Origin of the sequence: Pseudomonas sp. 7-41 (assembly GCF_021233075.1) — a bacterium.
Taxonomy (GTDB): Bacteria; Pseudomonadota; Gammaproteobacteria; order Pseudomonadales; family Pseudomonadaceae; genus Aquipseudomonas; species Aquipseudomonas veronii.
On the sequence record NZ_CP089551.1, the window covers coordinates 2,741,437 to 2,766,404 of the forward strand.

The window sequence follows — 24,968 nt, forward strand, 5'->3', positions numbered from 1 at the left end:
TGGACTCTTAACGCATCACAAAAGGATCAGGCATGGGCGCCTGGGAGAGGTTGATCCACACCGTCTTCAGCTCGGTGTAGGCCAGCACCGAATCGATGCCGCTTTCGCGTCCGTAGCCGCTGTTCTTGAAGCCGCCGATGGGCGCCATGGCCGACACCGCGCGGTAGGTGTTGACCCAGATGATCCCCGAGCGCACATCGCGCGCCAGGCGGTGGGCGCGCCCGAGGTCGCGGGTCCAGATACCGGCAGCGAGGCCGAACTGCGAGTCGTTGGCGATGGCCAGTGCTTCAGCTTCGTCCTTGAAACGGATGACCGAGGCCACCGGCCCGAATACTTCCTCTTGCATGATCTTCATCGAGTTGCGGTCGCACTCGAACAGCGTCGGCTCATAGAACCAGCCTTCGCCGAGGTTCTGCGGGCGCTTGCCGCCGGTGCGCAGGCGTGCCCCTTCGGCGATGGCGTCCGCCACCAGGCCTTCGACCACGGCCAGTTGCTGCGCGGTGGCCATGGGGCCCATTTCGCTGGCGTCGTCTTGCGGGTTGCCGATGCGGATGCGTTGGGCGCGCGCTACCAGGCGCTCGACGAATTCGTCGTAGATAGCGTCCTGCACCAGCAGGCGCGAACCGGAGACGCAACTCTGCCCGGACGCCGCGTAGATGCCGGCGATTGCACCATTGATGGCGCTGTCGAGGTCGGCGTCGGCAAAAATGATATTCGGCGACTTGCCGCCCAGTTCCAGGGAGAGTTTGGCGAAGTTCTCCGCGCTGCTGCGCACCACATGCCTTGCCGTGGCCGCGCCGCCGGTGAAGGCGATCTTGCGCACCAGCGGGTGGCGGGTGAGGGCGGCGCCGGTGCTGGGGCCAAAGCCTGTGACCACGTTGACCACGCCCGCTGGAATGCCGGCTTCGAGGGCCAGGCGCGCCAGTTCCAGGACGGTCGCCGAGGCATGTTCCGACGGCTTGATCACGATGGTATTGCCCGCCGCCAGGGCCGGCGCGAGTTTGATCGCGGTCAGGTACAGCGGGCTGTTCCACGGAATGATCGCAGCGACTACGCCCATGGCTTCATGCACGGTGTAGGCGAACAGGTCGGGCTTGTCCAACGGCAGGGTGCCGCCTTCGAGCTTGTCGGCCAGGCCGGCGGTATAGTGGAAAAACTCCGGCAGGTAGCTGACCTGGCCACGGGTTTCGCGGATCAGCTTGCCGTTGTCGCGGCTTTCCAGCTGGGCCAGGTGTTCCTTGTTCGCGGCGATCAGGTCACCCAGGCGGCGCAGCAGTTTGCCCCGCGCGGTGGCGGTGAGGCCGCGCCAGGCCGGGCTGTCGAAGGCGCTTTGCGCGGCCTGCACGGCGCGCTCCACGTCGGCTTCGTCGGCGTCGGGCAATTGCGCCCAGGGTTCGGCCAGGGCCGGGTTGAGGCTGTCGAAGGTCTTGCCGGAGAGGGCATCGACCCATTCACCGCCGATGCACATCTGGAAGCGTGCGAGTGTCATGCAACGATCCCCTTGATTGGAGTGTTTTGGGCGTACACCGTGTCGAGGAACCCCAGCAGCAACTGGTTGACCAGGCGCGGCGATTCTACCGGCATCATATGCCGTTGCTCGGCCAGCACCGCAACGCTGGCGCCGGGAATGCGATCTGCCAGTTGCCGGGCCATTTCCGGGGTCGAGCCAGGGTCGAGTTCGCCGGTGGCGACCAGGGTCGGTGCGCGCAACCCCGGGAGGTCGTCGGCACGGTACATGTCCTGGGTCGCAAACAGTTCATAGGTGGTCAGGTAACCCTGGGGGTCGTTGCCCGCCAGGGTTTCACGCAGCGCGGCGATCTGCGCCGGGTTGGCCGCCTGGTATTCACGGCTGAACCAGCGCGACAGTGCGGCTTCGGCATTCGCGTCGGGGCCGTGTTCGGCGGCCTGGGCGGTACGTGCGATGACCCCGGCACGCTGTTCAGGGCTGCGGTTGAACACACTGTTGAGCACCACCAGGCCCTTCAGGCGCTCGGGGTAATGCAAGGCAAACGCCCGCGCGACCAGGCCGCCCATGGAAAACCCGATCACCGTGGCCTGGGGCAGTTGCAGGTGGTCGAGCAGTTCCAGCAACTGGTCGGCATAGCCGAGCAGCGGGGTGTCGGCGGCCGGGCGCGGGCTGGCGCCATGGCCGAGCATGTCATAGGTGATCACGCGGTAGTTCGTGGCCAGGCCAACGACTTGCCCGCCCCACATTTCTTTATTCAGGCCCACGCCGTGGATCAAAACCACAGGCTGGCCTTGGCCGGTCGCCAGATAACTGGTGCCAGCCGGGGTGCGTTCAGCGGTGAGCCGAATCATGGAGCGCTCCTGCATGCTTTTTGTTGGGGTGGCCGGTCTTGCTTACTGGGCTTTTTCAGCCGCCAGCTCTTCCAGGTCGATATAACGGTTGCCGATGCGCGGATGCAGGCGGCCGCCATCGGCGCAACCCAGGACCACGACGATTTCGTCGGCACGCGGCGCATCTTCGATCTGCATCTCCAGGGTGATGTAGTGCGAACGCAGGCCTTCGTCGTCCTTGTGCATCATCGGGATCTGGATCGACGTGCCCGGGCCGCCGCGCTTGTTGGTAAAACTCAGGTAGCTCTTGGCCTTGACCGCCTCACGGTAGTGGTTGCCGAAGCGCAGGGTGTGGATGATCGCGCTGGCATGTTCGATCTCGCCGTCGGCACCGACCACTGCCGCCTTGCCGTAGGCCTCGATTTTTTCCGCGCCGCCGATGATGCCCACCAGGCGCTCGACCATCAGCGCGCCGAGGTCGGAGCAATTGGCACGGATCTCAGGCTTGAGGTCTTCGACGAAACCGCGACCCAGCCAAGGGTTTTTCAGCACCACGGCCAGGCCGACCATGGTCACGGGAGTGTCCGCGGCTTTACCGCCTTCGATAAAGGTTTCTTCTACGTAGCTGACGATCTTGCGGATTTCGAAACTCATGGGCTGCTCCGTCTGATGTGAGAGGTCTGCGTATGATGGTATACCATAATACGAGAATCGCAATAGACGTCAGCACGTTCGAATGATCGGCGGTTGCACGCCAGCCTTATCCGCGGATGCGGACAGTGACGCCGAGGTCGGCGGGAGGTATTGGCGTGTTGATGCACCTCAAGGCGACCGGTTGCGCGGTCGGGCTCAAGGTAGAGGCTGGCGTGGGGTAAGCAGCAGAGGCGGTGAGTGGCTCACCGCCTTGCATTGGCGGGGGTTAGAACTTGAAGCGGCCTACCAGGCCTTTGAGCTGCCCGGAGATATCCGTCAAACGGCCAGAGCCGGTCTGCGCCGAGTGGGCAAAGTCTTCCACCAGTTGGGCATCGGCGTGGATTTGCGCGATGTGCTGGTTGATCTGTTCGGCGACCTGGTGCTGTTCCTCGGCGGCGGTGGCGATCTGGGTGTTCTGGTCGCGGATCGAGTCCACCGAGCCTTGGATCTTGTCGAAGCTGTCGCGGGCCTGCTGGATGCGTTCCACACTGGTTTGCGACACCTGCAGGCTGCCTTGCATCTGCAGGGTGACTTCCTGGGTGCGGCGCGCGAGGTTGCCGAGCAGGCTGTCGATCTCGCCGGTGGAGTCGGCGGTGCGGCGGGCCAGGGCGCGCACTTCGTCGGCGACCACCGCGAAGCCGCGGCCCTGGTCACCGGCGCGCGCGGCTTCAATCGCCGCGTTGAGCGCCAGCAGGTTGGTCTGCTCGGCAATCGAGCGGATCGTGTCGAGGATGGTGTTGATGTTTTTGCTGTCCTGCTCCAACTGCTGCATGGTCTGGGTCGACTTCTGCAGGTCTTCGCTCAGTTTGAGCACGCTGCCGGTGGCTTCGCCGATATGCTGCTGGCCGTCGTGTACATCGCGGTAGCCTGCGTCGGCGCTGGACGCGGCGGCGCTGCAGGAGCGGGCGACTTCGTTGGCGGTGGCCACCATTTCGTTGAATGCGGTACTCACCAGCTCCACGGCTTCACGTTGGCGACCGGCGGCCTGGTTCAGGTTGTTGGCCACTTCGCGGGTGTCGGCGGCGGCGCTTTGCAGGTCGGAGGATGCGCTGCCGATGCGCTGTACCAACTGGGCGATCATGCCCAGGAACTGGTTGAACCAGCCGGCCAGGCTGGCGGTTTCGTCCTTGCCTTGCACCTTGAGTTGGCGGGTGAGGTCGCCTTCACCTTCGGCGATTTCTTGCAGGCCGTCGGCGACCCCGCGAATCGGGCGCACGATCATGCTGGCGAAGCTCGCGCCGACAATTGCGAAGACCACGGCGAGTACCGCTGCGATGGCTGCGATCAGCCAGGTCAGGCGGGTGGCGTCGGCCATGACTTCGTCGCGCTTGATCAAGCCGATAAAGCGCCAGCCCAGGTCTTTGGAGCTGACCACGTTGGCCATGTAAGCCACACCATCAATATCCACTCGGGTCACGCCGTCACCGCGCTTGGCCAGTTCGGCGTAGTTGGCGCCGAGTTCGGTCATCGGCTTGAAGTTGTGCTTGGCATCGCTGGGGTCCACCAGCACGTTGCCGTTGGCTTCCACCAGCATCAGGTAGCCGCTGTCGCCCAGCTTGATGTTGCGCACCAGTTCGGTGAGCTGCTTGAGCGAGACGTCCAGGCCGACCACGCCGAGCAGGGTGCCGCTGGCGTCGACCACGGTGTGGACCGTGCCGATCAGCACCACATCGTCCGGCGCCCAGTAATAGGCCCCGGTCCGCACGGTGGTGCCCGGAGCGGCCACGGCGGCTTTGTACCAGGGGCGTACACGCGGGTCGTAGTTGTTCAGTTTGGTGTCGTCAGGCCAGCTCGCATAACCGCCGTCGCTCAGGCCCAGGGACAGGTAGGCGGTGCTTGGATGGCTTTTGGCGAACTGCTCGAATATCGCCAGTAGCTCTTTATTCGTTGGCGTCAGCGGGATTTGTGCGGCGTCGGCACCGGCGTAGTTCTTCAGCTCCTTGGCCGCGACAACGCGAGGGTCTTTGGCCACGTACTCGACGTTCTGGCTGATGCCGTCGAAGAACTGCTTCATGCCGTTATCGATCTGACGGATCTCGCGGCCGCTGCTGTCGAGGAAATTGGCCACAGCCGCCTCGCGCAGGTTCAGCACCACCAGCACCGCCACCAGGATAACCGGCACGCACGCGATGGCCGCAAACGCCCAGGTCAGCTTTTGCTTGATATTCATGACTTCTCCCGCGGGTATTTATAGTTTTGGCAAGGGGAAAACAGTAGCGTCGCATGTATTGTTATGAGGGGTGCGCCCATGCGTACCCCTTATATCGACCGTCGGGGCACGCACTTGAGGCCGTGGAGGCGTTCAGCCGATACGGTTGCCGCCCAGCGCATCGCGCTGCATCGACTGCAGGTTGTTCTCGATGGTTTCGCAGATGGTTTCCATCTGGATCTGATGTTCGCTGGAGTGAAACGGGCTTTGCAGGTCGGTGCCGATGCGCTCGATGGCCAGCAGCATGAAGCCCACCACCGTGGAGGCCAGCGGGGTGAACCAGCCCAGGGATTCGACCAGGCCCACCGGCACGATCAGGCAGAACAACGAAATGAACAGGCGCGGGAAGTACACGTAAGGGTAGGGCAGCGGGGTATTGGCGATGCGTTCCATGCCGCCCTGGGCGTTGGACAAATCCACCAGCGTCGACTCCAGCCGCGCCAGGCGGATGCTGTCCAGGTGCCCGGCCTTGTATTCCCTGGCCAACAGCGCCGCCGAGCCGGTGAGGATGTCATTGGCGAAATTGTTGGTGGCGCCGTTGCGCGCAAATTCCTCGGCCGGGATAAATGCCCGCACCTCGTCCGGGCACGGCCGGCCCTTGAGATGGGCGGCCAGGCAGTTCACATAGGCCACATGGCGGCGCAACAGGGTGGCCTTTACCGGGTTCACGTCGTTGCCGAGGTCATCCAATAGCGTCAGCACCTGCCGTGCGAAACTGCGCGAATTGTTGACCATCGCGCCCCATAAGGTGCGCGCTTCCCACCAGCGGTTGTAGGCGCTGCTGTTACGAAAACTGATCAGCACCACCAGCGCTGAGCCGAGCAAGGTCAGGGGCATCAGCGGCAGGTTGATCTTGGTGGTGAGAAACAGCATGAAGTCCACGGTGACGGCGACGTCCCACAGCAACAGCCAGAACAGGGCCCAACCGACATAACCCATGGTTTTGATGATTAGGCGGTATTTTTTGACGATGGCGGCTTTCAAACGGAGACCTCGCGGCGAGCGGTAAGCAACAGTGCCTAAGCTCGGACGTTGGTTTGCCGTGAAAGGTTCGGTGAAGGAGGGCGGTACACCGGATCAAATCAATGATTGCGCCCGTCGAGCTGGGTAGAGAGCAAGGACCACCACCATGCTATGCTCGAAAAGCTAACAGAGGGATTCCAAATGACGAGTACAACCGATGTCAGTATTGCCAGCAAAGTGCGCAGGCTGGCTAAAGCGCATCATGTCACCGCTGAACGTGACAGCATCAGCCGAATGGCGGTTGCCATCACCGGACTGGCTGGTGATGCGGTCGAATTGGATGGTGTGGAACAGTTATTGGTCAACCTTAAGCGCAAGGGTATTTTGAGCAAGTCGGAAACCCTTGCACTTCAAGGCAGTTATCTTCAGGAGAAGCGCCGCGCCAAGAAGAAACTCAGCGCATGAGTTTTGATCCTTTCGGAGATTTTGATACCGCTGGATATCTTCAAAACGCGTTACAGCTTAAAGATCCTATGGAAGTCAAGGAGTCCGAGCATCTGTCCTTTGAGTTGAGCATGGAAGATGCACTGGGTTATTTGGCCAAGAAAAAACCGATTGATTACAAGTCGGTCCTCAAAGTACACGAAATCTTGTTTTCTGATTTCTATCACTGGGCGGGTAAAGATCGAAATGATCTGGTGCCGCATCTTGCCGTATTCAAGGGTTCCCACGACGATCCTTGGCATACTGTCTTTGAACATCCTGGCTCAATCAAGCGCTCCATTGACTATGCGCTTGAACTGGCGTCGAACAAGAAGCGCTTCAGAGAGCGTCCTGGCGATGTGATGGGGCAACTAGCATTTGCGCACCCTTTTCTTGATGGTAATGGGCGCACGATTCTGCTTGTTTTCATGGAGCTTTGTTATCGCGCCAAGTTCGCCATTGAGTGGTCGAAAACGAACAAGGACGATTATCTTCGGGCACTTAGCGAAGAGCTCAGGGCACCGTTCAAGGGGCATCTGAATAATTACTTGAAACCCTTTGTCGTCGATATTGCCCACCGTGATGAATGGCCGGGCATGATAGGTGGCATCAAGGGATTGGATGGCCTGGATAAAGAAGGGATAACTTACGAAAATCTGGACGATCCTGAGGTTCAACAGATCTACAAAACCTATCGAGCACAACTGATCGATACGCCCCCGTCCGCAAAATAGAGCAGTGACGTAATACGCTCGGATCGCTGTCCTGATCCTATCGTTTACCGCTGAGCCAGAACACTCGCCAGCAACCCGGGAAAACGCGCCTCAAGCACATCCGCGCGCAACGAATTCAGATGCGCGGTGCCGACGCTGCGGGTGTGGACCAGCCCGGCATCGCGCAGCACGCGGAAGTGGTGGGACATGCTGGATTTCGGCCGTCCGCCGTCCAGTTCGCCGCAGGTGGCCTCGGGCACGTCGGCCAGGTAGCGGATGATTTCCAGGCGCACCGGGTCGCTCAAGGCGTAGAGCACGCGTTCGAGTGTCAGGTCTTGCAGGGCGGGGTGTTTGAAGGCTCGCATAAAACAAATGATAACAGGGCTGGTGTTGAATACCATAGTTCGAATACCATCGAACTATCGAATCAATCACTCGCTCCTGGAGGTGCCTGATGGCTGCCTTGTTTGAACCCTACAAACTCAAAGACGTGACCTTGCGCAATCGCATCGCGATCCCGCCGATGTGCCAGTACATGGCCAACGATGGCATCGTCAACGACTGGCACCACGTTCACCTGGCCAGCATGGCCCGTGGCGGCGCCGGTTTGCTGGTGGTCGAAGCCACCGCGGTGTCTCCTGAAGGCCGTATCACTCCCGGTTGTGCAGGTATCTGGAGCGATGCCCACGCCCAGGCGTTCGTGCCGATGGTCAAGGCCATCAAGGCTGCTGGCGCGGTGCCAGGCATTCAGATCGCCCACGCCGGTCGCAAGGCCAGTGCCAACCGCCCATGGGAAGGCGACGACCATATCCCCGCTTCCGATGCGCGCAGCTGGGAAACCATTGCGCCTTCGGCCATTGCGTTCGGCGCCAACCTGCCTAACGTGCCGCGCGCCATGACCCTGGACGACATCGCCCGCGTGCGCCAGGACTTCGTCGACGCCGCCCGCCGTGCCCGCGACGCCGGTTTTGAATGGATCGAACTGCACTTCGCCCACGGCTACCTGGGCCAGAGCTTTTTCTCCGAACATTCCAACCAGCGCACCGACGCTTACGGCGGCAGCTTCGACAATCGCAGCCGTTTCCTCCTGGAAACCCTGGCCGCGGTGCGCGAAGTCTGGCCGGAAAACCTGCCGTTGACCGCGCGTTTCGGCGTGATCGAATACGACGGCCGTGACGAGCAGACGCTGACCGAATCCATCGAACTGGCCCGTCGCTTCAAGGCCGGTGGCCTCGACCTGCTGAGCGTCAGCGTCGGCTTCACCATTGCTGACACCCAGATCCCGTGGGGCCCGGCGTTCCTGGGGCCGATCGCTGAGCGCGTGCGTCGCGAAGCCGGTATCCCGGTCACTTCGGCCTGGGGGTTTGGCACGCCGCAATTGGCGGAAGGTGCGTTGCAGGCCGGGCAGGTGGATTTGGTCTCGGTGGGGCGCGCGCATCTGGCTGATCCGCATTGGGCGTACTTTGCCGCCAAGGAACTGGGGGTAGAGAACGCCTCCTGGACCTTGCCTGCGCCGTATGCCCATTGGTTGGAACGCTATCGCTGAGGCGGCCGCTCAGCCCGACCTGTGGGAGATGTCACACCGATGCCGGCAGGCCCGCCGCCATCGAAGCCTCGCTAAAGCTCGACATCTCCCACATTTGATCTCCAGGGCTGACAGAAAGTGTTCTTGCGCCCCGTCTTGCGGGTGCCGTTGAGCCCCACATTTGGATCTTCACGGTTGTCGAACGAGGGTGGGGCTTATAACGGCGTCAGCACATTCATCACCGTATCCAGCGCCACCCGCGTGTCGTCCAGTTGCACCAGCGAGGCATGCCGGGCGCCGAGGGCGTCGCGGTTCTGGATCGCGGTGAGGATCGCCTTGTGCCGGGGCAGGCTCAGGCCCTGGATATCCGGGCGGCGGTTGGTGATGTTGATCGACTCGCGCAGCGGCAGCGACAGCATGTTGCACATATACGCCAGCAGGTCGTTGCGCGTGGCGTCGGCAATCGCACGGTGGAAGTCCAGGTCGGCCTGTAGCAGCGCGTCGTGGGTCTGCGCGGTTTCCATGCCGAGGTAGGCTTTTTCGATGGTGGCGATGTCTTCAGCGGTCGCGGTGGTCGCGGCCATGGCGGCGATTTCCGGTTCGAGGATGCGCCGCACGCCAGCCAGGGTGTTGAAGAACTCGCTATGGGGGGTGGACTGCATCAACCAGGACAGTACGTCCGGGTCGAGCAGGTGCCACTTCACCCGCGGCCGCACCACCGCGCCTACCCGTGGCTTGGAATACACCAGGCCCTTGGCGCTGAGCACCCGGGTCGCCTCGCGCAATACCGAGCGGCTGACCTTGTACTCCTCACACAGCGTGGCCTCCATGGGCAGTCGTTCTTCTGGCTTGAAGCGACCGGAAACGATGTGCATGCCCAAGTCCTGGACGATCTGGGCATGCATGCTCTTGCGCGGCTTGGACGGCTGGTGATCCATAACGACAGGGATGCTCTGGCTAAATAGGCGGCATCATAGCATCCCAATTAGTGGGAATGACGTGGGACTTCGGCCCCGCGGCAACCCACCAGGAAATCGAAGTCGCAGCCCTGGTCCGCTTGCAGCACATGGTCGATGTACAGCTGGCGATAGCCGCCGACGATCAGCTTCTGCGGTGGTTTCAGGTCAGCCATGCGCGCCGCCAGCTCGGCGTCGGGGATGTCCAGGTGCAAGCGCCCGTTGGCGCAGTCGAGTTCGATCCAGTCGCCTTCGCGCACCGCAGCCAACGGCCCGCCGGCAGCGGCTTCCGGTGCGACGTGCAAGACCACCGTGCCATACGCCGTGCCGCTCATGCGCGCATCGGAAATCCGCACCATGTCGGTCACGCCCTGGGCCAGCAGCTTGGCGGGCAGGCCCATGTTGCCGACTTCGGCCATGCCCGGATAACCCTTGGGTCCACAGTTTTTCATGACCAGGATCGAGTGGGCGTCCACCTCCAGTTCCGGATCGTTGATGCGCGCCTTGTACATGTCGAAATCCTCGAACACCACGGCCCTGCCACGGTGCTGCATCAGCTCCGCGCTGGCGGCCGACGGCTTGAGCACCGCGCCCAGCGGGGCCAGGTTGCCGCGCAGCACACAGATGCCGCCGTCGGCGCGGATCGGGTTGTCGAGGGTGCGGATCACTTCGTCCTGGCCGTAGATCGGCGAGTCCTTGGTGTTCTCGCCCAGCGACTTGCCGTTGACGGTCAAGGCGTTCGGGTGCGGGATCAGGTTGGCTTCACCGAGCCGGCGCAGCACTGCCGGCAGGCCACCGGCGTAGTAGAACTCTTCCATCAAGAAACGCCCGGACGGTTGCAGGTCGACGATGGTCGGCATGCCGCGCCCGATGCGCGTCCAGTCGTCCAGGTCCAGTTCCACGCCGATGCGCCCGGCGATGGCTTTGAGGTGGATCACCGCATTGGTCGAACCGCCGATGGCCGCGTTCACGCGGATCGCGTTTTCGAAGGCTTCCTTGGTGAGGATCTTCGACAGCTTCAAGTCTTCGCGCACCATCTCCACCGCACGCATGCCGGACATATGCGCCAGCACATAACGCCGTGCATCCACCGCCGGGATCGCCGCGTTGTGGGGCAGGGAGGTGCCGAGTGCCTCGGCCATGCAGGCCATGGTCGACGCGGTGCCCATGGTGTTGCAGGTGCCCGCCGAACGCGACATGCCGCCCTCGGCCGCGAGGAAGTCATCCAGGCTGATGGTGCCGGCCTTGACCTGTTCGCTGAGCTGCCACACCACCGTGCCCGAGCCGATGTCCTGGCCCTTGTGCTTGCCGTTGAGCATCGGCCCGCCGGTGACCACGATGGCCGGCACGTCGCAACTGGCCGCGCCCATCAGCAGCGCCGGGGTGGTTTTGTCGCAGCCGGTCAGCAACACCACGCCGTCGATGGGGTTGCCGCGAATCGCTTCTTCCACGTCCATGCTCGCCAGGTTGCGCGTGAGCATGGCGGTAGGGCGCAGGTTCGATTCGCCATTGGAGAACACCGGGAATTCCACGGGGAAGCCGCCGGCCTCGATCACGCCGCGTTTGACATGCTCGGCGATCTGGCGGAAATGCGCGTTGCACGGCGTCAATTCCGACCAGGTATTGCAGATACCGATGATCGGTTTGCCATGGAACTGATGGTCGGCGATGCCCTGGTTCTTCATCCAGCTGCGGTACATGAAGCCGTTCTTGTCGGCGGTACCGAACCACTGGGCGGAGCGTAGGCCGGGCTTTTTATCAGGCATGATGGTTTCTCTTATTGTATGACTATATGTTCTATGCGTGCTTAAACATAAGCGCAAAATCGAAGCTTTGGAAGAGTTGTTTTGCAAATAGTCCTACTATATAGTCTGACTTAACTGAGGTATGGCCCTGGCGGATTTTCGCGAGAGGCGTCCCCCGAGCTTCTATAAAAACAACAATCGGAGATCGACCCCCATGAGCCAGGAACTGCGGCTTATACGGCGCATCACGCTGAAACTGATTCCCTTCCTCATCCTGCTGTACCTGATCGCCTACGTGGACCGCTCCGCCGTGGGCTTCGCCAAGCTGCACATGGGCGCCGACGTCGGCATCGGTGATGCGGCCTACGGTTTGGGCGCGGGTCTGTTCTTCATTGGCTATTTCCTGTTCGAGATCCCCAGCAACCTGATGCTCGATCGCTTCGGCGCGCGGCGCTGGTTCGCGCGCATCATGCTCACCTGGGGCGCCATCACCATCGGCATGGCGTTCGTGCAGGGGCCACACAGCTTCTATGTGATGCGCTTTCTGCTCGGCGCGGCGGAGGCCGGGTTCTTTCCTGGCGTTCTGTACTACATCACCCAGTGGTTCCCGGTGCGCCATCGCGGCAAGATCCTCGGGCTGTTCATCCTCTCCCAGCCGATCGCGATGATGATCACCGGCCCCGTGTCCGGCGGCCTGCTGGGCATGGACGGCGTCCTCGGCCTGCACGGCTGGCAATGGCTGTTCATCGTCATCGGCACCCCGGCGCTCCTGCTCACCTGGCCGGTGCTGCGCTACCTGCCGGACGGCCCCAAGCAGGTCAACTGGATGAGCGAGGACGAAAAAACCTGGCTCACCGGCGAACTGGCCAAGGACCTGCAAGCCTACGGCCAGACCCGCCACGGCAACCCGCTGCACGCCCTCAAGGACAAGCGCGTGTTGCTGCTGGCGCTGTTCTACCTGCCGGTGACCCTGAGCATCTACGGCCTGGGCCTGTGGTTGCCGACCCTGATCAAGCAGTTCGGCGGCACGGACCTGGTTACCGGCTTTGTGTCGGCGGTGCCGTATATCTTCGGCATCGTCGGGCTGTTGATCATCCCGCGCAGTTCCGACCGTTTGAACGACCGCTATGGCCACCTGGCGGTGCTCTATGTACTGGGTGCCATCGGCCTGTTCTGCAGTGCCTGGCTGAGTGTGCCGGTGCTGCAAATGGCCGCGCTGTGCCTGGCGGCGTTCGCGCTGTTTTCCTGCACGGCGGTGTTCTGGACCCTGCCGGGGCGGTTTTTCGCCGGCGCCAGTGCGGCAGCGGGCATTGCGTTGATCAACTCGGTGGGCAACCTCGGCGGCTATATCGGCCCGTTCGTGATCGGCGCGCTCAAGGAATACACCGGCAACCTGGCTTCGGGCTTGTACTTTTTGTCCCTGGTGATGGTGTTCGGGCTGGTCTTGACCGGCGTGGTCTACCGCGTGCTGGAGCGCAAGCATGTGCTGCCTGCCGAGCAATTTGCCGCCAGTGCCCGTGGCGCCACACGTACTTAATCGAGGAGAAGTTTCATGCGTTTAGTTCAGTTCGAGGTGTCCAACGGCGAGCGCCGGGTCGGTGTGGTGGAGGGCAGCCAGGTGCGCGAAGTGCTCAGCGCCCACAGTGTGCGCGAGTTGGCGCTGGCCGCGATCGAAGCCGGCGTGGGCCTGGTGCAGCAGGTGCAGAGCCTCGGCCTGGGCGACAGTCATCATTACGCCGAGCTGCTGGCCGACCTGAAGATCCTGCCACCGCTGGACCACCCGGACCCGGCCCATATGCTGATCAGCGGCACCGGCCTGACCCACCTGGGCAGCGCGTCGGCGCGGGACAAGATGCACCAGCAGGCCGGTGACGACAGCGCGTTGACCGACACCATGCGTATCTTCAAGTGGGGCGTGGAAGGCGGCAAACCGGCGGCCGGCCAGGCGGGCGTGCAGCCGGAGTGGTTCTACAAGGGCGATGGCAGCATCGTGGTGCGCCCCGGCGCGGCGTTCCCGGTGCCGCCCTTTGCCGAAGACGCCGGCGAAGAGCCGGAGATCGGCGGGCTGTATGTGATCGGCCACGACCGCAAGCCCTATCGCCTGGGTTTCGCGGTGGGCAACGAGTTCTCCGACCATGTGATGGAACGCAAGAACTACCTGTACCTGGCCCATTCCAAACTGCGCAGTTGCAGCTACGGCCCGGAGTTGCGCGTGGGCGAGTTGCCCCGGCATCTTGCGGGCACCAGCCGCATCCTGCGCAACGGCGAGGCAATCTGGCAGAACGAGTTCCTCAGTGGCGAGGCCAATATGTGCCACAGTCTGGAAAACCTTGAGTACCACCACTTCAAGTACAGCCAGTTCCTCAAACCCGGCGATGTCCACATTCATTTCTTCGGCACCGCCACCCTGTCATTCGCCGACGGTATACGTACCCAACCGGGCGATGTGTTCGAGATCAGCCAGGCCGAGTTCGGCGCGCCGCTGGTCAATCGTGTCGGCAGTGCCGACGCCGTCTTCGAACCCGGCGACGTCATCACCCTTTAAAGGAGAGCCACATGCCCCAGTTCCTTGGTCACAACTACATCGGCGGCCAGCGCAGCGCCAACGGCAGCCTCAAGCTGCAGAGCGTCGATGCGGCGACCGGCGAAGCCTTGCCCCAGGATTTCTACCAGGCGACCCCGCAGGAAGTCGACGCCGCCGCCAAGGCCGCGGCAGCGGCTTACCCGGCGTACCGCGCCTTGAGTGCGTCGCGCCGCGCGCAGTTCCTTGACGCGATCGCCGATGAGCTGGACGCGCTGGGCGATGCCTTCGTCGAACTGGTCTGCCGGGAAACCGCGCTGCCCGCTGCGCGTATCAAAGGCGAGCGCGGCCGCACCAGCGGGCAGATGCGGCTGTTCGCCACGGTGTTGCGTCGCGGCGATTTCTACGGCGCGCGCATCGACAAGGCACTGCCGGATCGCCAGCCGCTGCCACGCCCGGACCTGCGCCAATACCGCATCGGTCTGGGCCCGGTTGCGGTGTTTGGCGCGAGCAACTTCCCCCTGGCGTTTTCCACGGCGGACGGGGATACCGCCGCCGCGCTGGCGGCCGGCTGCCCGGTGGTGTTCAAGGCCCACAGTGGGCATATGGCCACGGCCGAGCGCGTCGCCGATGCGATCATTCGCGCGGCCGAGACCACCGAGATGCCGGCGGGCGTGTTCAACATGATCTTTGGTGGCGGCGTCGGTGAAGCGCTGGTCAAGCACCCGGCGATCCAGGCGGTCGGCTTTACCGGCTCGCTCAAGGGCGGGCGCGCCCTGTGCGACATGGCGGCGGCGCGTCCGCAGCCGATCCCGGTATTCGCCGAGATGTCGAGCATCAACCCGGTCATCGTGTTGCCCCAGGCCCTGCAGGCGCGGGCCGAAACCGTGGCACGCGAGCTGACTGCCTCGGTGGTGCAAGGCTGCGGCCAGTTCTGTACCAACCCCGGTCTGGTGATCGGCCTCGCGTCGCCGGCCTTCAGCGCGTTCACCCAGCAGGTGGCGCAACTGATCGGCGATCAGCCGGCGCAGACCATGCTCAATGCCGGCACCTTGAGCAGCTATGACAAGGGCCTGCAAAAACTGCTGGCGCACCCCGGCATCCAACACCTGGCCGGTCAGGCTCAAGCCGGGCAACAGGCGCGGCCGCAGTTGTTCAAGGCCGATGTCAGCCTGCTGATCGACGGCGATGAAGTGCTGCAAGAGGAAGTGTTCGGCCCCACCACGGTGTTCGTCGAAGTCGCCGACCAGGCCCAGCTCAGCGCCGCCTTGCATGGCCTGCACGGCCAGCTCACGGCGACGATCATCGGCGAGCCGGCCGACCTGCAACAGTTCGCCGAACTCACGCCGCTGCTGGAGCAGAAAGTCGGGCGTATCCTGCTCAACGGTTACCCGACCGGCGTGGAAGTCTGCGATGCGATGGTGCATGGCGGGCCGTACCCGGCGACGTCGGATGCGCGTGGCACCTCGGTCGGCAGCCTGGCCATCGACCGCTTCCTGCGCCCGGTGTGTTTCCAGAACTACCCGGACAGCCTGCTGCCCGACGCGTTGAAAAACGCCAACCCGTTGCGTATCCAGCGCCTGGTGGATGGCACACCGTCACGCGACTCGCTGTAACGCGCACCTGAGAACAATAACAATCCAGGAGGCAACATGTCGTTTCACGCCGTCAGCGCACACCGTGCGCAACTGGGGGAGGGCCCGTTCTGGGACGTGCCCACCCAGGCCCTGTATTGGGTCGACATCGCTGGCAAACAGGCGCTGCGCCTGCTGGACGGGCAGTTGCAGGCCTGGCGGTTGCCGGAGCATGTGTCCGCGTTTATCCCGTGTGAACGCGGCGATGCGCTGGTGACCTTGAGCAGCGGCGTCTACCGACTGGACCTGGCGAGCGCCGCGTTGAGCCTGTTCTGCGTGGCCGACCCGCACGCGGGCAACCGTGGCAATGAAGCGCGCTGCGACGCCCAGGGCCGCCTGTGGCTGGGCACCATGCAGAACAACATCGGCGAGCACGGCGAAGACCTGCCCGTTACGCGACGTTCCGGCGGGCTGTTTCGCGTGGATGCCGATGCGCGGGTCACGCCGCTGCTGCACGGCCTGGGTATTCCCAACACCTTGCTGTGGAGCGACGACGGCCGCCAGGTGCATTTCGGCGACAGCCTCGACGGCACGCTGTATCGGCATGCGATCCAAGCGAACGGCCAACTCGACCCCGCCCAGCCCTGGTTCGGCCCGCATGGGCGCGGCGGGCCGGACGGGTCGGCGATGGACAGTCAGGGCTACATCTGGAATGCGCGCTGGAACGGCAGTTGCCTGCTGCGCCTGACGCCGGACGGTGAAGTCGATCGCATCGTCGAACTGCCCGTCAGCCGCCCCACCAGTTGCGTGTTCGGCGGGCCCGACCTCACCACCCTGTACATCACCAGCGCCGCCAGCCCCTTGGATCACCCCTTGGACGGTGCGGTGTTGGCCATGGAGGTCGATGTGCCCGGCAAACCGTGTCACCGCTTTGCCGGCTAAACGCTATACCGCTTCACCGATTTACCCCTGTAGGAGCGAGCTTGCTCGCGAAAAACGTTAACGATGACGCGCGCATCCTGAATGCACGCGGCGCTCTCTGGCTTTTCGCGAGCAAGCTCGCTCCTACAAAAAAAAGAAAACAACAATAAGGAGTCAACCGTATGAATCGTCGTCGTGCTATCCGTTCCTTGTGCTGCGCCGCTGTGGCGGTCTCGGCCATCAGCTTGAGTGGGCTGTCGCTGGCCGCTGAAGCAGTAAAAATCGGCTTCCTGGTCAAACAAGCCGAAGAACCCTGGTTCCAGACCGAATGGGCCTTCGCCGAAAAGGCCGGCAAGGAACATGGTTTCACTGTGATCAAGATCGCCGTGCCCGACGGCGAGAAGACCCTCTCAGCCATCGACAGCCTGGCCGCCAACGGCGCCAAGGGCTTTGTGATCTGCCCGCCGGACGTGTCTCTTGGCCCGGCCATTGTCGCCAAGGCCAAGGTCAACGGCTTGAAAGTCATGGCCGTGGATGATCGCTTCGTCGACGCCAAGGGCAATTTCATGGAAGACGTGCCGTACCTGGGCATGGCCGCGTTCGAAGTCGGCCAGAAGCAAGGCGCGGCGATGGCCGCCGAGGCGAAGAAACGCGGTTGGGACTGGAAGGACACCTACGCGGTGATCAACACCTTCAACGAACTCGACACCGGTAAAAAACGCACCGACGGTTCGATCAAATCCCTCGAAGAAGCCGGCATTCCCAAAGACCATATCCTCACCGCCGCGCTCAAGACCCTCGACGTGCCCGGCAGCATGGACGCCACCAACTCGGCCCTGGTCAAGCTGCCCAGCGGCGCGAAGAACCTGATCATCGGCGGCATGAACGACAACACCGTGCTCGGCGGCGTGCGCGCCACCGAAAGCGCCGGCTTCAAAGCCGCCAACGTGATCGGCATCGGCATCAACGGCACCGACGCCATTGGCGAGTTGAAGAAAGCCAACAGCGGTTTCTTCGGTTCGATGCTGCCCAGCCCGCACATCGAGGGCTACAACACCGCGCTGATGATGTACGAGTGGGTCACCACCGGTAAGGAACCGCCGAAGTACACCGCGATGGACGAAGTGACGCTGATCACCCGCGCCAACTTCCAGGAAGAACTGACCAAGATCGGGCTGTGGAAGTGACCGCAGCGGCACTGCGCTTTGACGGCATCGGCAAAACCTTCCCCGGGGTCAAGGCGCTGGACAATATCAGTTTCACTGCCCACCCGGGGCAGGTCCACGCGTTGATGGGCGAGAACGGCGCGGGCAAGTCGACGCTGCTGAAGATCCTCGGCGGCGCCTACATCCCGAGCAGCGGCAGCGTGCAGATCGGCGCGCAGACCATGGCCTTCAAATGCGCGGCCGACAGCATTGCCAGCGGCGTCGCGGTGATCCACCAGGAGCTGCATCTGGTGCCGGAAATGAGCGTCGCCGAGAACCTGTTCCTCGGGCATTTGCCGGCGCGTTTCGGCGTGGTCAACCGCAGCCAGCTGCGCCAGCGGGCGCTGGCGTGCCTCAAGGGCCTGGCCGATGAAATCGACCCGCAGGAAAAGCTCGGGCGCCTGTCCCTGGGCCAGCGCCAACTGGTGGAAATCGCCAAGGCGCTGTCGCGGGGCGCGCATGTGATTGCCTTCGATGAACCGACCAGCAGCCTGTCGGCCCGCGAGATCGACCGGCTGATGGCGATCATCACGCGCCTGCGCGACGAGGGCAAAGTGGTGCTGTACGTGTCCCACCGCATGGAAGAAGTGTTCCGCATCTGCGACGCGGTCACGGTGTTCAAGGACGGCCGCTACGTGCGTACCTTCGACGACATGCGTGCGCTGAGTCACGACCAGTTGGTCACCTGCATGGTCGGTCGCGATATCCAGGACATTTACGACTATCGGCCGCGCGAGCACGGCGAGGTGGCGCTCAAGGTCGACGGTTTGCTCGGCCCGGGCTTGCGTGAACCGGTCAGCTTTGAGGTGCGCAAGGGCGAGATCCTCGGCCTGTTCGGCTTGGTCGGCGCCGGGCGCACCGAGCTGTTTCGCCTGCTCAGCGGCTTGCAGCGCGCCACGGCAGGGCAGTTGGAACTGTGCGGGCAAGCGCTGCAATTGCGCTCGCCCCGCGACGCCATCGCCGCCGGCGTGCTGCTGTGCCCGGAGGACCGCAAGAAGGAGGGCATCATCCCGCTGGGCAGCGTGGCCGAGAACATCAACATCAGCGCACGCGGCGCCCATTCCCGGTTCGGCTGGCTGCTGCGCGAGGGCTGGGAGCAGGGCAACGCCGAGCAGCAAATCCGCGGGATGAAGGTCAAGACGCCGAGCGCCGCGCAGAAAATCATGTACCTGTCCGGTGGCAATCAGCAGAAGGCCATTCTCGGCCGCTGGCTGTCGATGCCGATGAAGGTGCTGCTGCTGGATGAGCCGACGCGGGGCATCGACATCGGCGCCAAGTCGGAGATCTACCAGATCATCCATGACCTGGCGGCGAGCGGCATCGCGGTGATTGTGGTGTCCAGCGACTTGATGGAGGTGATGGGGGTTTCCGATCGCATTCTGGTGCTGTGTGAAGGCGCTTTGCGCGGCGAACAACGGCGCGAACACGCCACTGAATCCAACTTGCTGCAACTGGCCTTGCCGCGTGGCCTGGCGAACTGAGAGACGACTATGACAACCCAACACAACGCGTTGCCGACGGCACGCAAACCCGTGGACCTGCGCGCGCTGCTCGACAACTGGGCGATGCTGCTCGCGGCGCTGGCGATTTTCCTGCTGTGTGCCTTGCTGATCGACAACTTCCTCTCGCCGCTGAACATGCGCGGGCTGGGCCTGGCGATTTCCACCGTGGGCATCGCCGCCTGCACCATGCTGTTCTGCCTGGCGTCGGGGCACTTCGACTTGTCGGTGGGCTCGGTGATTGCCTGCGCCGGGGTGGTGGCCGCGATTGTGATGCGCGACACCGACAGCGTCATGCTCGGCATCGGCGCGGCGCTGCTGATGGGCCTGATTGTCGGGCTGATCAACGGCATCGTCATCGCCAAGCTGCGGGTCAATGCGCTGATCACCACCTTGGCGACCATGCAGATCGTGCGCGGCCTGGCCTATATCTTTGCCGACGGCAAGGCGGTGGGGGTGTCCCAGGATCAGTTCTTCGTGTTCGGCAACGGCCAGTTATTGGGCGTGCCGGTGCCGATCCTGATCACCATCGTCTGCTTCCTGTTCTTCGGCTGGCTGCTCAACTACACCACCTACGGGCGCAACACCATGGCCATCGGCGGCAACCCGGAAGCCGCGCTGTTGGCCGGGGTCAACGTGGACCGCACGAAGATCCTGATCTTTGCCGTGCATGGCCTGATCGGCGCGTTGGCCGGGGTGATCCTCGCGTCACGCATGACCTCGGGCCAGCCGATGATCGGCCAGGGCTTCGAGCTGACGGTGATTTCCGCCTGCGTGCTGGGCGGGGTATCGCTCAGCGGTGGCATCGGCATGATCCGCCATGTGATCGCCGGGGTGCTGATCCTTGCGATCATCGAGAACGCGATGAACCTGAAGAACATCGACACCTTCTACCAGTACGTGATCCGCGGTTCGATCCTGCTGCTGGCGGTGGTGATCGATCGCATGAAACAACGCTGAGCTCCTTCCTTTGCATTAGCGGAAGAACTCGCCGGGAGTGGCGTCGAATTGCTGGCGAAACGCGTTGATAAACGCCGACGTGGATTCATACCCGCACGCCAACGCCACATCCGTCACCCGCTCGCCTTGCTCCAGGGCGGGCAGGGCGCCGAGCAGGCGCAAGCGCTGGCGCCAGGCGCGGAAGGTCAGCCCGGTGTCACGCAAAAACAGGCGGCTGAGGGTCTTCTCGCTGACCCCCAGCTTGCGGCTCCAATCCTCCAGCGTGGTGGGTTGCTCCGGGTGCAGCTCCAAACTGCGATAGATCTGCCGCAAGCGCGGGTCGAGGGGCAACGGCAGCATCAAATCCACCTGGGGCGCCGCCGCCAGTTGGTCCAGCACCACCTGGGCCAGCCTGCCGTCCGGGCCCTCTTCGGCATATTCCACCGGCAGTTCGCTGAAGCGGCGGATCAACTCGCGCAACAAACTGCTCACCTCCAACACCTGGCAACGTTCGTCCGCCCAGGCGGTGACGCTGCAATCCAGGTACAGGCTGCGCATCTCCGTGTGCGGCGAGCTGTAGACCCGGTGCGGCATGCCCGCCGGAATCCACACCGCGCGCTGCGGCGGCGCGACGAAGCGGCCGACGCTGGTCTGGATCTCCAGCACCCCGGAAATCGCGTAGGACAACTGCACCCACGGATGGCTGTGCCGACGGGTCAAGGCGCGGTTGGGCAAGGATTCGGTGCGTCCGTACACCGGGCGTGGCAGGCTGGAAAGCCCGGGCACGCTGCGGCGGACGGTCTTGTCATGTCCTTTAGGCGGCATTTACTGGCTCATTGGCGTTAGTCGGTAATAAAGCGTTACGTTAGAGTCGCGATGACGTTCTTGGCAACCCCGGAAGATCCTGCTTATGACTCGCCCGCGTTTTCTGCCCGACAATTTCACCCTGACCCTGATTGCCACCGTGCTCCTTGCGTCCTTGCTGCCCGCCAGCGGCCAGACCGCCGTGGCTTTCGGCTGGGTGACCAACCTGGCCATCGCGCTGTTGTTTTTCCTGCACGGCGCCAAGCTGTCGCGCCAGGCCATCGTCGCCGGGGCCGGGCACTGGCGCCTGCACCTGCTGGTGTTCAGCCTGACTTTTGTGCTGTTCCCCTTGTTGGGCCTGGCGCTCAAACCGCTGTTGTCGCCGCTGATCGGCAAAGACCTGTACATGGGCATGCTCTATCTGTGCGCGTTGCCGGCCACGGTGCAGTCGGCGATTGCCTTTACGTCCCTGGCGCGCGGCAATATCCCGGCGGCGATCTGCAGCGCGGCGGCGTCGAGCCTGTTCGGGATCTTCCTCACGCCGTTGCTGGTGACGCTGTTGCTGAATGTCCACGGCGAGAGCGGTTCGACCGTCGACGCCATCCTGAAAATCAGCGTGCAACTGCTGTTGCCGTTCATCGCCGGGCAGATCGCCCGCCGCTGGATCGGCGAGTGGGTCGGCCGCAACAAGGCCTGGCTGAAGTTCGTCGACCAAGGCTCGATCCTGTTGGTGGTCTACGGCGCGTTCAGCGAAGCGGTCATCCAAGGCATCTGGCAGCAGATTCCGCTGTGGGAGCTGGGCGGCCTGGTGGTGGCCTGCTGCGTGTTGCTCGCCCTGGTATTGCTGGCGTCCACGCTGCTGGGCAAGGCTTTTGGCTTTAATCAGGAGGACCGCATCACCATCCTGTTCTGCGGTTCGAAGAAAAGCCTGGCGACCGGAGTGCCGATGGCCCAGGTGCTGTTCGCCGGGGCGACCATGGGTGTGTTGATCCTGCCGTTGATGCTGTTTCACCAGATCCAGCTGATGGTGTGTGCGGCGTTGGCGCAACGTTATGCGCAGCGCCCGGAAAGCATTCCGCAATTGATGGGGCAGGTGGACCCGTGATCGGTCTATCAGACATTTCTTAAAGCGACGAAAGGCCTAAAGCCTGCGTCAAAACGGACGACTCACTTCTTGTCAACCCAAGAAGGAGCGTCGACATGAACGTTATACGTTTGTCACTGGTTACAGGCTTCCTCGCTGTATGGACGGGGACGTGCATGGCGGCGCCGCAGGGTGGCGTCGTCCGATTCTACGGCAGTATCGTCGAGCCGGGCTGCACCACGGCGGCGGCGAGCGGCTCGATAATGGACTTGAAAGGCTGCCCGCAGGCCAGTCGCGGCAACCAGCTCGCGGTGCAGCCGGTCCGCAGCGTCAAGGCGGTGGGCGCGCCCAACGCCTATGTGCGGTTGATGGCCGACACCCCCAACGGACGTTATTACGACCAGCAGTATGTCCTGGTGGACGCCTTCGATAAGCCCATTCAGACGGGTAGCTACTTGATCACCCTGACCTCGCCCTGATCGATCCGCAGGCGATTTGCCCCGGATGAGCGTCAACAGCCGCCCGAGAAACCTATAGAATGCTCGGCGGCGGCGCTTGTCCTGGGTGGCCGTTTGATCATCGTCAGAGTGCCGCGCCCTTCAATGAGCCTTTCAACCGCAACGCCCCGTGCCAACTGGCAACCGGTCATCGCCCTCGCGCTGGCCGCCTTTGTGTTCAATACCACCGAATTTGTGCCCGTCGGCCTGCTCAGCGCCATCGGCGCCAGCTTCGACATGCCCATTGCCAGCGTCGGCCTGATGCTCACCATCTATGCCTGGATCGTGTCGCTGACCTCGCTGCCGGTGATGCTGCTGACGCGCAACATCGAACGGCGCAAGCTGCTGATCGTGTTGTTCGGCCTGTTCATCGTCAGTCATATCCTCTCCAGCGTCGCCACCAGCTTCGGCCTGCTGATGGTCAGCCGGATCGGCATCGCCTTGTCCCATGCGCTGTTCTGGTCGATTACCGCGTCCCTCGCGGTACGCCTGGCGCCGGCCGGCAAACAGGTGCAAGCCCTCGGCCTGTTGGCCACCGGCACGTCGCTGGCGATGGTGTTGGGCATCCCCCTGGGCCGCCTGCTGGGCGAAGCGATGGGCTGGCGCACCACGTTCCTGGTGATTGCGGCCTTCGCCGCCGGCCTGGTGTTCTGGCTGGCGCGCACCTTGCCGCTGTTGCCGAGCCAGAACTCAGGCTCCCTGCGCAGCCTGCCGCTGCTGTTCAAGCGCCCGGCGCTGGTGGCGCTGTACGTGCTCACCGCCATGGTGGTCACCGCGCAATTCACCGCCTACAGCTATATCGAACCGTTTGTCGAACGTGTCGCCGGCCTGAGCGGTAACGTCGTGACCCTGTTCCTGCTGGTGTTCGGCGGCGCGGGCATCATCGGCTCGCTGTTGTTCAGCCTGGTACACCGTTTCAACCCGCATCTGTTCGTGGTCGGTGCGGTGTTCCTGCTGGGCGCGTGCCTGGCACTGATGCTGCCGTTGAGCGGGGCCGAATCCTACCTCGTCGGCCTGAGCGTGTTCTGGGGCATGGCGATCATGGGCTTCGGCCTGGCCATGCAGTCCAAGGTCCTGGTGCTCGCCCCGGACGCCACCGACGTGGCCATGGCCATGTTCTCCGGCATCTACAACATTGGCATCGGCGGCGGCGCGTTGCTGGGCAGTTGGGTCGGCAGCCACTTCGGCTTCGCCTGGATCGGCGCGGCGGGCGGGTTGCTGGCCGCGCTGGCGTTGATCGGTTATTGCCTGGCGATCCGACGGTTCGGCCAGGGTGTCGCACGCGACTGAAATCAGACAAGTCTTACAGGGCACTTTGATGCCAGTTGCTACCGTCTCCCAGGACCTCCCACATCCTGTGGTGACGGCGATCGCCACGCCCTTCGATCAGGGCCGTGGTGTTTGAAAAGCAATGGAGTCGATTGTGCAAAAGCGTTTGACCGCAGAGTTTGCAGGTACCTTCTGGTTGACGTTCGGCGGGTGTGGCAGTGCCATCCTGGCGGCGGCATTCCCGACGCTGGGGATCGGGTTTCTGGGGGTGTCCCTGGCGTTCGGGCTCACCGTGCTGACCATGGCCTACGCGGTGGGCGGTGTCTCAGGCGGGCATTTCAACCCGGCGGTGACCATCGGCCTATGGGCCGGGCGTCGCGTTCCCGGTGCCGATGTGCTGCCTTACATCGCCGCCCAGGTCGCAGGAGCGATTGTCGCCTCTGCCGCCCTGTACGTGATTGCCAACGGGCAGTCGGGTTTTGAGCCGGGTGGTTTTGCCGCCAACGGCTATGGCCCGCTGAGCCCGGGCCAGTTCGACATGAAGGCGGCGTTGCTGGCCGAACTGATCGCTACGTTCTTCTTTGTCCTGATCATCATGCGCGTGACCGCACCGGGCGCGGTTGCCGGCTTTGCGCCGATTGCCATCGGCCTGGCGCTGACTTTGATTCACCTGATCCTGATCCCCGTGACCAACACCTCGGTCAACCCGGCGCGCAGCACCGGGCCGGCGTTGTTCGCCGGGGTCGAGTACCTCGCGCAACTCTGGGCGTTCTGGCTGGCGCCGATTGCCGGCGGGGTGTTGGGGGCGTTGGCGGCGCGCGGGTGGGAGGCGCGCAGCCCGGCTTGAATCGAAAAAGGGGGGAATCAAGCGCATTCCCCCTGCATCACGTCCAGGTCTGCACGTCCTGTGCATCCACCGGCTTGAAGAACGCATCTGCGATCTTCTGCTGCTCAGCCAACTGATCGATCGTCCCCGGTTACAGGTGCGGTTTCTCCCATTTCCCGGTCTGTACCCACTGCGCGTACACCCCGATAAATACTGTTCCGATCTGAGCTTAGGGCGCTTTTTG

The 24,968-nt window shown here is 63.3% G+C and carries 22 protein-coding genes and 2 pseudogenes; 14 read left to right on the top strand and 10 right to left on the bottom strand.

Features of this window, described 5'->3' with window-relative positions:
* Positions 1-7: 7 nt before the first annotated feature.
* The 6 genes and pseudogenes from LQ249_RS12445 to LQ249_RS12465 form a co-directional block, all read right to left on the bottom strand.
* On the bottom strand, positions 8-1,489 hold the full coding sequence (locus tag LQ249_RS12445; RefSeq protein ID WP_046383891.1) for an aldehyde dehydrogenase: 1,482 nt from the start codon (positions 1,487-1,489) through the stop codon (positions 8-10).
* Positions 1,486-2,319: an alpha/beta fold hydrolase gene (locus LQ249_RS12450; RefSeq protein ID WP_046383890.1), complete on the bottom strand. Its 834-nt coding sequence runs from the start codon at positions 2,317-2,319 to the stop codon at positions 1,486-1,488. The genes LQ249_RS12445 and LQ249_RS12450 overlap by 4 nt, the downstream gene beginning before the upstream one ends.
* Before the next feature lie 42 nt (positions 2,320-2,361).
* Positions 2,362-2,952 carry an amino acid synthesis family protein gene (locus tag LQ249_RS12455; RefSeq protein ID WP_046383889.1) on the bottom strand — a complete coding sequence of 197 codons (591 nt, stop codon included), beginning with the start codon at positions 2,950-2,952 and terminating at the stop codon, positions 2,362-2,364.
* Positions 2,953-3,217: 265 nt separating this feature from the next.
* Positions 3,218-3,760: pseudogene (locus LQ249_RS31765) on the bottom strand (methyl-accepting chemotaxis protein); the annotation flags it as partial.
* 318 nt (positions 3,761-4,078) lie between these two features.
* Positions 4,079-5,161, bottom strand: a pseudogene (locus LQ249_RS31770) (HAMP domain-containing protein); the annotation flags it as partial.
* A gap of 132 nt (positions 5,162-5,293) precedes the next feature.
* A complete protein-coding gene (locus tag LQ249_RS12465; RefSeq protein ID WP_017847896.1) occupies positions 5,294-6,184 on the bottom strand; it encodes a bestrophin family protein in 891 nt (296 codons plus the stop codon).
* Between the two features lie 180 nt (positions 6,185-6,364).
* Between LQ249_RS12465 and LQ249_RS12470 the strand changes: the two genes are divergently transcribed.
* On the top strand, positions 6,365-6,628 hold the full coding sequence (locus LQ249_RS12470) for a hypothetical protein (RefSeq protein ID WP_017847895.1): 264 nt from the start codon (positions 6,365-6,367) through the stop codon (positions 6,626-6,628).
* Positions 6,625-7,380: a Fic/DOC family protein gene (locus LQ249_RS12475; protein ID WP_017847894.1), complete on the top strand. Its 756-nt coding sequence runs from the start codon at positions 6,625-6,627 to the stop codon at positions 7,378-7,380. The genes LQ249_RS12470 and LQ249_RS12475 overlap by 4 nt, the downstream gene beginning before the upstream one ends.
* Before the next feature lie 44 nt (positions 7,381-7,424).
* On the opposite strand, the gene LQ249_RS12480 is transcribed toward LQ249_RS12475, so the two are convergent.
* Positions 7,425-7,724: an ArsR/SmtB family transcription factor gene (locus LQ249_RS12480; protein WP_046385318.1), complete on the bottom strand. Its 300-nt coding sequence runs from the start codon at positions 7,722-7,724 to the stop codon at positions 7,425-7,427.
* Between the two features lie 89 nt (positions 7,725-7,813).
* Here LQ249_RS12480 and LQ249_RS12485 point away from each other — a divergent pair, with 89 nt between their 5' ends.
* Entirely contained in the window at positions 7,814-8,905 is a 1,092-nt protein-coding gene (locus LQ249_RS12485) for an NADH:flavin oxidoreductase/NADH oxidase (protein WP_169866118.1), read from the top strand.
* A gap of 194 nt (positions 8,906-9,099) precedes the next feature.
* Here the strand turns inward: LQ249_RS12485 and LQ249_RS12490 are convergent, their stop codons facing one another.
* Positions 9,100-9,822 (bottom strand): FadR/GntR family transcriptional regulator, encoded by a 723-nt coding sequence (locus LQ249_RS12490; RefSeq protein ID WP_017847891.1) that lies wholly within the window; start codon positions 9,820-9,822, stop codon positions 9,100-9,102.
* Positions 9,823-9,869: 47 nt separating this feature from the next.
* Positions 9,870-11,606 (bottom strand): IlvD/Edd family dehydratase, encoded by a 1,737-nt coding sequence (locus LQ249_RS12495; protein WP_017847890.1) that lies wholly within the window; start codon positions 11,604-11,606, stop codon positions 9,870-9,872.
* A 193-nt stretch (positions 11,607-11,799) separates the two neighbouring features.
* Here LQ249_RS12495 and LQ249_RS12500 point away from each other — a divergent pair, with 193 nt between their 5' ends.
* From LQ249_RS12500 to araH, 7 genes are all read left to right on the top strand, one after another.
* Positions 11,800-13,122 (top strand): MFS transporter, encoded by a 1,323-nt coding sequence (locus LQ249_RS12500; protein ID WP_017847889.1) that lies wholly within the window; start codon positions 11,800-11,802, stop codon positions 13,120-13,122.
* Positions 13,123-13,137: 15 nt separating this feature from the next.
* Positions 13,138-14,130: an AraD1 family protein gene (gene araD1, locus LQ249_RS12505; RefSeq protein ID WP_046383885.1), complete on the top strand. Its 993-nt coding sequence runs from the start codon at positions 13,138-13,140 to the stop codon at positions 14,128-14,130.
* 11 nt (positions 14,131-14,141) lie between these two features.
* Positions 14,142-15,722, top strand: a complete 1,581-nt coding sequence (locus tag LQ249_RS12510) for an aldehyde dehydrogenase (NADP(+)) (protein WP_232566499.1) — start codon at positions 14,142-14,144, stop codon at positions 15,720-15,722.
* 36 nt (positions 15,723-15,758) lie between these two features.
* Positions 15,759-16,622 (top strand): SMP-30/gluconolactonase/LRE family protein, encoded by an 864-nt coding sequence (locus tag LQ249_RS12515; protein WP_046383883.1) that lies wholly within the window; start codon positions 15,759-15,761, stop codon positions 16,620-16,622.
* Between the two features lie 161 nt (positions 16,623-16,783).
* On the top strand, positions 16,784-17,788 hold the full coding sequence (locus LQ249_RS12520) for a substrate-binding domain-containing protein (RefSeq protein ID WP_090234820.1): 1,005 nt from the start codon (positions 16,784-16,786) through the stop codon (positions 17,786-17,788).
* Positions 17,785-19,287, top strand: coding sequence for an L-arabinose ABC transporter ATP-binding protein AraG (gene araG / locus LQ249_RS12525; protein ID WP_090234823.1), 1,503 nt, complete (start codon positions 17,785-17,787; stop codon positions 19,285-19,287). Before LQ249_RS12520 ends, araG begins: the two co-directional genes overlap by 4 nt.
* Positions 19,288-19,296: 9 nt before the next feature.
* Positions 19,297-20,265, top strand: a complete 969-nt coding sequence (gene araH, locus LQ249_RS12530) for an L-arabinose ABC transporter permease AraH (RefSeq protein WP_017848525.1) — start codon at positions 19,297-19,299, stop codon at positions 20,263-20,265.
* A gap of 15 nt (positions 20,266-20,280) precedes the next feature.
* On the opposite strand, the gene LQ249_RS12535 is transcribed toward araH, so the two are convergent.
* Complete coding sequence (locus LQ249_RS12535) at positions 20,281-21,069, bottom strand: AraC family transcriptional regulator (RefSeq protein ID WP_108526687.1); 789 nt, start codon at positions 21,067-21,069, stop codon at positions 20,281-20,283.
* An 85-nt stretch (positions 21,070-21,154) separates the two neighbouring features.
* Here LQ249_RS12535 and LQ249_RS12540 point away from each other — a divergent pair, with 85 nt between their 5' ends.
* The 4 genes from LQ249_RS12540 to aqpZ all read left to right on the top strand — a co-directional run bounded on the left by LQ249_RS12540 (position 21,155) and on the right by aqpZ (position 24,745).
* A complete protein-coding gene (locus tag LQ249_RS12540; RefSeq protein WP_046383879.1) occupies positions 21,155-22,153 on the top strand; it encodes a bile acid:sodium symporter family protein in 999 nt (332 codons plus the stop codon).
* A gap of 95 nt (positions 22,154-22,248) precedes the next feature.
* Positions 22,249-22,611 (top strand): hypothetical protein, encoded by a 363-nt coding sequence (locus LQ249_RS12545; RefSeq protein WP_046383878.1) that lies wholly within the window; start codon positions 22,249-22,251, stop codon positions 22,609-22,611.
* Positions 22,612-22,734: 123 nt separating this feature from the next.
* Positions 22,735-23,919 carry a sugar transporter gene (locus LQ249_RS12550; RefSeq protein WP_177034499.1) on the top strand — a complete coding sequence of 395 codons (1,185 nt, stop codon included), beginning with the start codon at positions 22,735-22,737 and terminating at the stop codon, positions 23,917-23,919.
* Between the two features lie 121 nt (positions 23,920-24,040).
* Complete coding sequence (gene aqpZ, locus LQ249_RS12555; protein WP_046383876.1) at positions 24,041-24,745, top strand: aquaporin Z; 705 nt, start codon at positions 24,041-24,043, stop codon at positions 24,743-24,745.
* The last annotated feature ends 223 nt before the right edge of the window (positions 24,746-24,968 follow it).